Origin of the sequence: Sulfitobacter sp. HI0040 (assembly GCF_001634885.1) — a bacterium.
Taxonomy (GTDB): Bacteria; Pseudomonadota; Alphaproteobacteria; order Rhodobacterales; family Rhodobacteraceae; genus Sulfitobacter.
Genome location: NZ_LWEX01000029.1, coordinates 17,148 through 28,277, shown reverse-complemented (window position 1 = coordinate 28,277; position 11,130 = coordinate 17,148). Strand labels below are relative to the sequence as shown.

4 protein-coding genes and 1 pseudogene are annotated in these 11,130 nt (G+C 64.8%); 1 reads left to right on the top strand and 4 read right to left on the bottom strand.

Annotation, left to right across the window (positions count from 1 at the left end; translation table 11 throughout):
• The 4 genes and pseudogenes from A3728_RS03080 to A3728_RS03055 all read right to left on the bottom strand — a co-directional run.
• Positions 1-1,092, bottom strand: a protein-coding gene (locus A3728_RS03080) for an IS3 family transposase (RefSeq protein WP_443069419.1) whose coding sequence is annotated in 2 segments (ribosomal slippage) — positions 1-817 and positions 820-1,092 — 1,090 coding nt annotated over the 2 segments. Because the reading frame shifts where the segments join, the coding sequence is not laid out codon by codon here. This gene is flagged as partial in the annotation.
• A gap of 295 nt (positions 1,093-1,387) precedes the next feature.
• Positions 1,388-1,567 (bottom strand): annotated as a pseudogene (locus A3728_RS03065) (transposase); the annotation flags it as partial.
• Positions 1,568-2,078: 511 nt separating this feature from the next.
• Positions 2,079-8,042, bottom strand: a complete 5,964-nt coding sequence (locus A3728_RS03060) for a hypothetical protein (RefSeq protein WP_067920152.1) — start codon at positions 8,040-8,042, stop codon at positions 2,079-2,081.
• Complete coding sequence (locus A3728_RS03055) at positions 8,039-9,814, bottom strand: hypothetical protein (RefSeq protein WP_067920150.1); 1,776 nt, start codon at positions 9,812-9,814, stop codon at positions 8,039-8,041. The genes A3728_RS03060 and A3728_RS03055 overlap by 4 nt, the downstream gene beginning before the upstream one ends.
• Here A3728_RS03055 and A3728_RS03050 point away from each other — a divergent pair.
• Complete coding sequence (locus tag A3728_RS03050) at positions 9,809-10,942, top strand: MFS transporter (RefSeq protein ID WP_067920148.1); 1,134 nt, start codon at positions 9,809-9,811, stop codon at positions 10,940-10,942. The two genes, A3728_RS03055 and A3728_RS03050, sit on opposite strands and share 6 nt — an antisense overlap.
• Positions 10,943-11,130: the final 188 nt, after the last annotated feature.

Genomic DNA, 11,130 nt, shown 5'->3' with positions numbered 1-11,130 from the left:
GCGATGAGTGCCGCCTGACGGGGTTATAGAACCCGTCGATGTATCTGGCGATGGCGTTCTCGGCTTGCTGGCGGGTCTGCCAGGCGACCGGCCAGATCAGCTCCGACTTGATGGTCTTGAAGAACGTCTCGACCATCGCGTTGTCATAGCAGTTCCCCTTGCCGCTCATCGAGATCAGGATGCCGCGTTTTCGAAGCTCGGCCTGATAGTCGACGGAGCAGTATTGCGATCCTCGATCGGAATGATGAACCAGCCCCGGCGCAGGGTCGCGGTTCACAATGGCGCGCCGCAGAGCCTCGACAGCGAGGCTGCGCTTCAGCCGGTCGCTCGTTGCCCAACCGACGACCCGCCGCGAGTGGAGGTCGAGCACGACCGCGAGGTAGAGCCAGCCCTGCGCCGTCCAGATGTAGGGGATATCGGCGCCCCACTTGCGATCCCGCTGCTCGGCTTCGAAGTCCTGCGCGAGCAGGTTAGGCGCGACTGGCCAGGCGTGTTCGCTGTCCGTAGTCCGCTTGAACCGCCGCTTCTGACGGGCCACGAGGTCATTCTCCCGCATCCGGGCCGTGCGGTGTCGCCCGATCCGGTGGCCGTCGTCGCCGAGATCCCGATGCATCCGGGGGCTACCATAGGTGCCATTCGACAGGGCGAAGGCCGTGCGGATATGGGCAAGGTAGACCATGTCCTGCCGCTGACGCTGGCAGGCCGGGCGGTCGCGCCAGGCAAAGAATCCGCTCTGGCTGACACCCAAAGTCTCGCACATTCGGTGAATGGGAAAGCTGGCCTTCTCCGCCTCAATGAAGGCAAAGCTCATCGACTTGCGTCTTTCGCGAAGAAGGCTGCGGCTTTTTTAAAGATATCGCGCTCCTGCTTCAGCACCGCGTTCTCCCTGCGAAGCCGCTTCAGCTCGGCCCGCAGGTCGGGCTGGTCCTCAACAGGCTCCTCTGCGTCGCGATCCTGCCTCACCCAACGTGTCAGCGTTGAGAGACCGATGCCGAGATCGTCGGCGATTTCACCTCGCGTGCGCCCGCTTGTCAGCGCCAGTCGCACCGCTTCACGCCGAAATTCCGGCGTCGGTCTTTTCCCGTTGGACATAGAACACCTCCTGGTTCCTCAGTTGGTGCTCTCCACTTTTCCCGGGCAAGTCCAACATGGCGGCATAACCCCCAGCTTTTACCCATTCCCAAGTGACAGCTCGCGGCAAATCTGCTTGATCGACTTGCCGTCGATGAAATGCGCACGTCTGATCTTCGCTATCGTCTCCACGACCAACATCCCCTGACTGCTCCCTCATGCTTTTGAGGAAGCTTCTGATCACAATCGCCAGGCGGGTCACTTTTGGACGCCGATCACCCCGTAACTGGGGTCAATTTTGCATGCCGATCTACACACGATAGCCGTTTCTCTGCGCTTTTCGTTCCGGGGTCTTCTGGTGATAGTCGGCACCGGTCTTCGCGCCCACCTCCAGCTCCATCAGCCGTTCGGCGGCGAAACCGATCATCTCGCGCAGGAGATCGGCATCTGCGCTCTTCTCCACCAGCTCTCTCAGGTCCATCATGGGTTTGGTCATCGGAGTCTTCCTTCGGTTCAGGTTGGCTTTCGCAACCCGACCCTACCGAAAATTCACCGATGACCACCGCGCCCTTGATGCCATCCTACAGCGCCTCGTGATAGGCGCGGACGCCATCAAGGGCACTACCCGGAGTTACACCTCTCCGTGGGACGTGACCCTTGGGTTCAAGGGAAATACGTTTCAAATTATGCGTCTTGTCACCGTCCTTGGCAAAGGTTCTGGCAGGGCATTTGTGTCCGACTGCGGCCGTTCGTGTATGAGACCTGCACTGCGTCGGGCAGGAAGCGGCATGCCTTGTTGCGGGGCAGGTGTTTGGTCCGATCGTCATCGCCTGTTGTTCGAAGGTGCCGAGCCCCGCAACCTCGCCCGGCGACGGGTTGCCCTTGCGCCGGTTGTCATCACGAAAGGCGAGAGTCCTCCCTGCGCTGCGAAAAGACCGTCTCATCTTTCAAAGCCTTCGTCGACCTAGCATGCGCCATGGCTTGGATCAGCTAATTGCAGACGCCGCCTAGCCCTGGTTCCCAAGGATTTCCTCCAACGTCACGAGGGTGGCCAACGTCGTCTTTCCCCTGATGACCGAAGACAATCCATCCGGCGAGACCGCGAACCCCTCGACGATTTCTATGACCCTTCCATCGGCGATGCCTTCATCCCCGGTTTTCGGCCCATCCGCGTCAGAGGCGACACGCTCGTACTCGCGAAGCAGGACCGCCCGCTCCCGCGCGGATTTCCCGTCCCGCCACGCATTGGGCAGTGCAGTCTGAAAATCCCAGAGCTTGTCGGAGACCGATGCATCCGCCGCCCCGGTCTGGTGGACCCTTGGATTGATGAAGTTGCGTCCGTCCGCCGGGGTGGCTGCAACCTTGACCCAACCGCCCGAGCCGGTTCGGTTCGGGACGCGCTCCAGAAAGATGACCTCCAGCCAGGGCGTGTTCGTCTGTGCGACATGATCGGCCAGCATGGGTCCGGGCTCCCGTTGGGTATAGGCGCCGCCATCGACGGCGATCCGGACACGCCCGTCCAGCGATCGGTCGGTATTGTATCCCACGGTTACCGTGCAGTCGCGACGCGGCGGTATCCGTCCCCAGCCTTCGACGGGGCGGGACAGTTTCAGCCCGGGCAATGCGTTGCGCTGGCAGGCCGCGAGGGAGAGGCGCACGAAGGGCATGTATGTGCTGCGCGCGGCCATCGTGATGTCGACCAGCCAGATGTCGCGGGTGCGGTCGAGATAAGGGTCGAAGAGCGCGGCAGAGGCCCGGTAATCCGTCAGGCTCTGGCCATCCGGCATCTGCTCCGGCAGGGCGACATCCGGCAGGGCGAGACCCGCGACGCGATCCACGTCGTTAATGAAATCCGCGCCGGTCAGGAAGTCCGGCAGGCTGGCGCTGGCGAATTTGGGATCGCGGCCGTGCAGGCTCACGAACGGGCGCATTTTCGGCGGGATGCTGTCCGGGGTCGTCGCCGCGGAATTGACCTTCGATGCCGCCTGCGGGTCGAACAAAGCCCCGTCCCAGAGCAGCACGGCAAGCTGTTGTCCCGCACCCGCCTCGAACCAGGGACGCTTGAGGAAGTAACGCAGCGAGGTGGACCGTTCGATGCGCACGCCCGAGCGGCGCCGACCGTCGAAACCGTCGCTGGACAAGCTGCTGCGCGCCTCGTGGAATATGGGCAACATGTCTTCGGCCAGCACCGGCTGCGGCGGTCGCGCGCTGGCCGGCACGCTGATCCGCGTGGGTTTGCCGCGAAGCTCGAAGCGATCCGGATCGTCCGTTTCGGTGAACCGGCCGGCATGCCGGGAGACCGCGACCAGACGCACCTCCATCTCCCGCGCGCGAGTGTCGAGAAAATCATGTATCAGGCAACGTGGCAAACCCTCCTCATCCAGCAGGAGGTCCACGGGCTCGCCCGCGAGAGCGTCGGAATTGGCGACCCGTGTCGCGGTGCCCTCCAGCAAGGACCAGCCTTCTGGCTCTGCGGGCCTGAAGGGACGCAGGAAATGCACGTGGTCCGCGCCGCTGCCTTCGGGCGGCTCATGGCGCCGCGCGGGTCGGCTGACGTCGTCGGTCCAATCCGTCCAGCGCGCCTCGACCCGCAACTCCGCCGTCGATGGGCGGTCCACCGCGACCTGACCGGCAAAGATGACGCTCGTCGCGCCCGGCTCATGTTCGCCGCCATTCGTCCCGATCAGCTTCGCCGGCTCGATTTCGGCCAACCAGTTTTCCAGCGCCTCGATCGCGGCCTCCTTGGGCCCCGTGGCGGGCCGGTCCTTCAGGATCGCGGAGATCTCCTCCGCAATGTCGAGACGGGCGAAACCGAAGGCGGCATCTTTCGCCCCGTCCCCGAGATCCGGCGCCCGAAGCGGCTCCAGCACCGCGCTTTGCAGCGACAGCCGCGTGACGTTCACCAGACCGCGCAGCGGCACCGCGCTGACCGCCTCCAGAAGCGGGGACCGGTCCGATTTTGCCACGCCGCCATCCGCAAGCAGGGCCTTGCTGGTGGAGAACCGGTCAAGCCCGAGGGATCGCGACCCGCGCAGGAGTTGCAGCAGGTTGTGCGAGGCGATCTCTTCGCCCCCGATCGGGGCGAACCAGGTGAACAGCTCGCAGCTGCGCCCATCGTCCAGCCGGATTCCAATTGTGGGCACGGGGTTCCGGACGAATTCGACCTCCGTGGTGCCCGTGCGCAGCTTCACGCCGCTGCCCGTGTAAATCGGGTCGGCATAGACTGTGTCGGAATAGCTCGTGCCCGCGTCGCCTTCCCGCATCAGCCGGATCAGCGCGGGCTGCAGATCCGGCCAGGGCGAATTGTCCGTCAGGACCCTGACGCGGACCGGCTCGTCCAGCAGCGCCCGACCGTCGCGCACCGGCATCACGCAAAGCACGTTGGCCAGCGGGTCCGGATACCAGGGGTATTGCGGGCGCGATCCCTTCTTCCCGGCGAAGACCGCTCCGCGATCGGATCTTGGCGTGCGATCGGTCCGGTTCGCTTCCGCGCCCAGGTTCAGCGGGTCAGGGTCGACATTGCCCAGCCGCACCGGTTCTGCGGTTTCTCCACCGCCTTCCGCCATCGGGAAACCGCCGGTCCAGTCGACCTGATGGACATCGTCATTCTCGAACATGCCGGGCGGAATATTCGTGCCGTCGCCATCCGCCTCCGGTGTCGCGCCCATCAGCACGCCCGCGAACTCCGCGGTGGTGATGTCCACCCGCGGCGGCAGGATGAAGCGCTGCACGATCTCGATACCGTCGGTCGCGACCTGCCGGCCCTCCCGGGTCCGGCTGCGCAGGATCAGATGGTCGAAGGCGTTTCCGGGCCATTGCGAGATGACGTCGATCCCGCCCGGGTCCGCGGCACCGCGTCGCGCCGCCGGCTTGTGGCTGAAGTAGAGCGGTTCCCTGGCGGGACCCTCGACGTCGTCTGTGATCAGCACCTCGGGCGCCGCGATGGGCTCGTTGCGCCCGAACCGGAACGCGATCGTGCCGCCCTGGCGGTCGAGCCGCAGCGGGTCCCGATCCCCGTGGCCGTCATAGGCGGGCCAGGCTTCGTCGATCGTCGGCCCGCCGCGGTTGATATAGACCGGCCGCGCACCGACGAAGTAGCCCACACGCTCGATGAGCGGTGCAACGCCCGAGGCCACGCCCCGCGACGGCACGGGACCGGTCGCCTTCGGCTCGTAATAGTCCAGAAACAGGGGCAGTGGACTTTCGGCCGGATCCCGCATCGGGGAAAAGAAGCCCTCCTGCATGAATTCCTGATCCGGCGCCCGGCGTTGCAGAAAGGACCGCCCGAACCAGGTCGCGAGCGTCTGCTGTGCAATGATGTCGGAGGCGCCGCCCGCCAGCGCGGGTTTGGTGCGGTCCCGGGGGTCGACCGCGTCGGGATGATCCACGTAGCGGTTCACCGGCGTGACGAAGGACGCGGAGCGGTGGCGCATCTCTTCCATGCCGGCGTCCGCCGTGCTCAGGGATTGCGGCAGGTAGTCTTCGCCCCCGGAGCGGTTGGCATAGGCGATGTCGCGCCTGCCGGTATCGAACCAGACGGTGCCGCCGCCCTGAACGATGCCGATATCTATCCGCTGCCCGATGACGAGGTTCTCGGCAAAGGCCAGGAGCGGCGTTTCGCCTGGCCAGTTGCGGGCCATCTGCGCGGCGGCCTTGCGGCTGGTCTCTTCCTCCAGCCGCCCGCGGTCCAGCAGCGCTATGCCATAGACGCGCATTTCCGGGAGCGATGTGTCGATGCCGTTCGGATCGAGACCTTCGACCAGCGTATCGGCGGCGCAGCCCGCCGCCTGCTCCGTCGCGCGCAGAAGCTGCTGCTCGTCCAGGGACTGCAGCTCGTAGCGGGCGCGCCCGTCGCTGCGCGCCGCGCCAAGATCGGTGAGACCCCCGTCGGGGTCGGGCGATCGGGTGAGCCATTCCTCACGCCCCGCCGGGCGGAAGGCAAGGGCCCCGGTCCGGCCGGTGTCGAGGAAAACCGCGGTCTGGGTATGGGGGTGCCTGTACATCGCCCGCGCCCCGATGCGCAGAAACCCGTCCTCTTCATGTGTGCCGAGCTGATCGACCTTCACGTGATAGTCGCGCACGAGCCCGAGGCCGCGCGCCAGAACGGGATGCGCATAGAGTTCCTGAAACCGTTTCAGCGCCCGCTGCGGTCCGTCGGAATCGCGTTCGTCCTCGACGACGCCGCCGCTCTTGCGCCACGCCAGTTTGGAGGTGGCATGCACCTCGACGAAATCCCGGTAGGTGGTGGTCGGGGCGCCGGGGGCGGGGCTCTCGCGCAGCAGGGCGGCGCCGCTCTCGATCGCGAGGCCAGCCGTCTCGGCAAAGGCGATCTCGACCGCCTGCCGGGCGTTGGTCTCATCGGGCCGCGCAAGCCGGATGTCCGTGGCGCGCGGCTCTGCCGTCCCGCCCGAAAAGGCGGTTTGCCATCGCGCCATTTCTTCCGCTTCGAGCGCGGCCTGGGCCGTCAGGTTGCGACGCTGGACCTCGAAAAGCACTTTCCCGAACCCGGGTCGCAATTCGCCGATCCTCTGCTCGATGAAGTCGGGCGGCGTGTCGTTACCGGCCTCGAGTTTCCCGAAGCGATAGCCAAGCGTCTCCACCGTCCGGGGCTCTTCGAGCAGCATGGAGCGGAGGGTGGCGAGCCGTCTCGCCTCCGCGATCCGGGCGATCTCCAGCGAGGTGCGCATGGCGGGTCCGACGGGCTCCGGTTCCGATGCCTGTTCCGTGTCTTCGGGCGGGGGTCCTGTCGGCTCATCTTCGACGCTCAGCCCGAGGATTTCCGGGGTGATCGTGCGCTGGGTCAGGGCGTCGGCGTCGCGATCGAACTTTCGGGCGGCCTGTCCGGCATCTGCCTCCGTGCCTTCCTCGGGGGGCGTGTCGGATGGCGTGCCGCTGTCCGTCGGAAAGGCCCGCACGGTTCCCAGAAGCCGCCCGTGGATCGTTCCGATCATGTCCTCCGTCGACAGGCCCGCGGCGAACGGGACATCGGCAAGCCGGTTCTCTGCAAAGTTCTTTTTGACGCTGGCCAGAAGCTCCTGAACCTTGATTTCCGCCATGCCGGCGGCCAGCGCGCTGGCCGCATCGGTGCCGAGGGTCGCGCGGGCCGGATCGCGGGCGCGCTTCTGTTCCGCGGTCCGTTTGCCTTGCGGATCGTCGGGAAAGAGCAGCGCGCGGGCCAGATCGCGAAGCTCCTCCGTCGTGAACATCGCCTTCCAGAATGCAATCGCCCGTTCCAGCGGCCAGGTTTCCCCGTTCTGCCGGCGCCCGACGATGCCGTCCAGTTGCTCCAGCTCCGGCAGCCGCCAATCTGACAACCCCCCCTCCGGGTCGAGGCCCCGCCCTGCGACGATCTCGACGGGGTCGACGGTGTCCGTGAGGTTGGATTTGGCGATAGCGCCCTCCGCACCGAATTCCGGGCGACGGAATTCGGTCGGAATCGCCACACAGCGGTCAAAGAACCGGAGGCAGTCGGTATCCGGAATGTCGAGGCCCGGCTTAGGCGGCGTCGCAGGTTCGGCATGGATGCCGGTGTGCTGCGCCGTGGCATGGAGATGCTCGGGCAGGCGCTTCAGCCATTCGGCCAGGTTGTCGATCATGGTCTCGGCAATGGACGCGACACCGTTCGGACCATTTCCCCAGACCGCGCGCCGCGCCTTGTCGTCGCTCAGCGTCTCGGGAATGCCCTTCGACGCGCTGCGCGTGTCCGCCGGCAGGTTGACGTCGTTCGGATCGTCCGCCAGCCGGTTCAGCAGGGCCGCCCGCGCGTCTTCGTCGAGATCGGCCCAGTCACTTCCCAGAACGTGGTCCAATCGCCCCGGCTCGACGATATCCAGGAGCTTCAGGGCGTTGCCCTTGCCGTTGGGGCGGAAAACTAGGCTGATCCGGGCCATCGTGTCGGATTCCACCTGTTCGATCCCGTCGGGAACGGTCGAGATGTCGAACCCGAGTGCGCGCGCGTCCTTGGTTGTCAATTCTGATCTCCTCGGACGTCCGCGACGGTCCTGGGCAGGTTCAGGCCGGACGGATAGGCGGCATTGTAATCGGTCCAGCGCGTCATGCGCGGCGGCGCATGCGCCAGGATCGGACTGCGCCCCGCACCCACCGGTTGCGGAGCGGACTTGTAAGCCGCGAAACGCATTGCGTTCTTCTCGCGGGAGCTGTTGATCTGCCGCTCGATCTCGAACGAGAAGGTGAGGTTGACGAAACCCACACTGAAGGTGAAGGACACATAGACCCGTCCTATCATCCTGCCGTTCACATGCGTGAGAGACAGCTCGATATGGACCGCGATGCCGAAGATTCCGATTGAGCCCTCGCCGATGGCGCGCAGATAGCCCGAGAACACGGTGAACCCGTCGATCGTCTTCGAGATGTAGATGCCTGCCGTCACCTGCCCGTGCCCCTTGATCAGGGCCAGGTCCAGCGGCACGACGGCGCCGTACTCCATCGACGCCTCAAATCCGATGATCCGGGAATTCGCGGTCATCCCGATATGCCCGCCACCGCCATAGGGCGGGATCGAGATCAGAAACGGGCGGTCGCGGCGCCCGATCGCGGCCTTGAGCAGGAACTCCCCCTCCGCCAGAGGCAGGATCGCGGCCACCTTGATCGACACCTGCGAAAAGATGATCGGTCCCAGCGGGATCGTGGGCAGGTTGTACCGCACCCCCACCTCTATCTGCGGCGGCAATATGTCGATCTCGTAATAGGGACCCTGCTTGCCGCCGCCCGACAGGTACGAGGTGAGCGCCGAGATGAACTGGACCTGCTTGCCCAGTTCGAAATCTTCGGGCAGCACCGAGACACGCGTGCTCCTGCCCTTTCCGGCGGTGAACTTCGCGGCCCGGAAATGCAGCTTCACGACGTCGAAGCCCGGCAGGATGTTGATGGTGAACGGGTGCAGCCAGGCATCGGCCCAGAACTCCCGCTCTCCGGTGATCAGATGGTAGGTGGCGCCTGAATCGATTACCAGATCGCCCTTCCGCGACGCGAAGGTTGCTTCGAGCGGATCCTCGGGGTTCTCGTAGAATATCGCCCGGACATTCTCCTCGCCGCCCTTGCCGTCGTCGATCGTCCAGTAATCGTCAAATTCGAGGATCTTCCTGCCGTCACGGTTCTCGGTCTTCGGGGTCGCGATCTCGAAGATCGGCCTGCCCGGAGGAAAATCGCCGATGGGCGTGGACCAGGGAAAGACCACCCCGACCTTGACCGGCAGCAGGTTCAGGATGGCGGTCTCGATCTCGTCCTTCAGCCGCTCGAGCTTGAATATGTCGCTGAACTGTCCCTCGAGAAGCAACTGAGCCAGATCGCCCACCGACGCCACGGCACGCTCCAGCGCCAGGGGCTTCGTGGTCGGGGCCGCGCCGGCGGTGCGGATCAATGCGTGAAGATCTGCCCTCAATTCGCTGTAGGCGACTTCCTGTTGCAGTTTGGCGCGCAGCGCGGTGATCTGCGTCAGCTCGGTTCGCACATCCTGGCGGGCCTGCCTGAGTTCGACGGAAATGTCCCGGCGCACGAAGAAACCGAGGGTGGTGGGCCTGCCGTCGCTGTTGAACAGCGCGGCGACCATCGTGTCCAGAACGGGCATCGCGACCCTGCCGTAAAGCGGCTCCGCAAGCCCCAGGGTCTGATCCAGCACGGTCCGCAGCCAGGCTTCCACATCCTCGAGCAGATCGTCGCCATAGCGCGTGGCCTGCGACAGGAAGCCAGCGACCGTCCGGCTCTCGCCGGCGGGGGTTTGCACGGCGTCGATGCGTGCCGCGAGTTGGTCCTCCTCTGTGGATTAGCCGCCCTCTCCATGGGTCAAGCGGTGCTTATGCCGGTGCTCGGGCCTGCAGGTCGAGCGGCAGGCTTGGGTGAGGTCGAAATCGGATTGATAGTGTCCGTTTCAGCTGTTGTAACAGTCGTCGCAGCACCTTGGTGGGGCCGCAGATCCGATATGGTCGGCCGTCGCCCTGTCTTCCTTGTTGGGATGGCAGGATACGTAGCTTCGACCCTGGCTTTCGCAGCTGTTCTTGCTTGGAGCCAGAACTATTCCGCACAGCCATTAGTGGTCTTCGTGTCCCTCCTTGCGGCCCGTATTGCCTATGCCGGCATCGCCAGCGGTGTTCCTCCCGCTGCAGCAGGATTTATTGCGGACGTGAGTGTGCCGGCCCGGAGGTCGGCAGCGATGAGTCTGACTGGAATAGCCTTCGGGATCGGCTCCATTGCTGGCGGGGTGCTGGTGTTCGCAACCAGCGGGCGTTTGGGCTTGTTAACACCACTCTGGATCACATCCGCCTGCGCTCTGCTGATTTTCTCGATCGCCGCTACATACCTGCGCGACCCGCAAACCCGCAAAGAGCAACGTATTCATCCGCAGATCTCATCTCTATCTGCGCGGGATCCGAGAATACGTTGTATCCTTGCTGTAGTGTCCCTGGCGTTTCTCTCCACGAGCATGGTTCAACAGGCGGTTCCCTTTCTCGTCCAAGACCGAGGAGCTCTAAATACCGCTGAGGCCGCAACGCAGGCGGCATTCTTGGCAGCCATCATGGCAGCTGCAACACTTGCTGGCTTGTTTGCCGCAATCCGTTTGTCATCCGTGCCCTCCCAAACAGCTGGGGCAGGACTGGTGGCCGTCTCAGTCGGCACTGTACTGCTGATCCCCGCAGCGGGCACCGCGTTGCTGGTGATGTCCCATGTCCTAATGGGCCTTGGCTTCGGCCTGTTTGTCCCCGCCGCGCAGGGTTTTGCATCGCTGTCGGTTGGCCCGCGCGAGCAAGCAACCGTCGCAGCCTACCTCTCGGCGGCGACAACCATGGGTTACATCGCTGGCCCGACGCTTGCCGGGGTTCTTTACGAAATCGGGCCGACGGTGGTGCTTGTATAGCAACGGTGGCAGCGATCGCAGGCGCGACCGTATGGATATCTCAGAGGGGTAGCCTGAGCGTGGCTGCCTCCGATTCTTGAAACAAACGCCCGGCCCTCCGGATAAGACAGGTCGTTTAGGACGTCGCTGGACGTATCCAAGCCATTAAGCCACGCCTCGGGGTAAGCGATGCCGACCGGCCCTCGGCC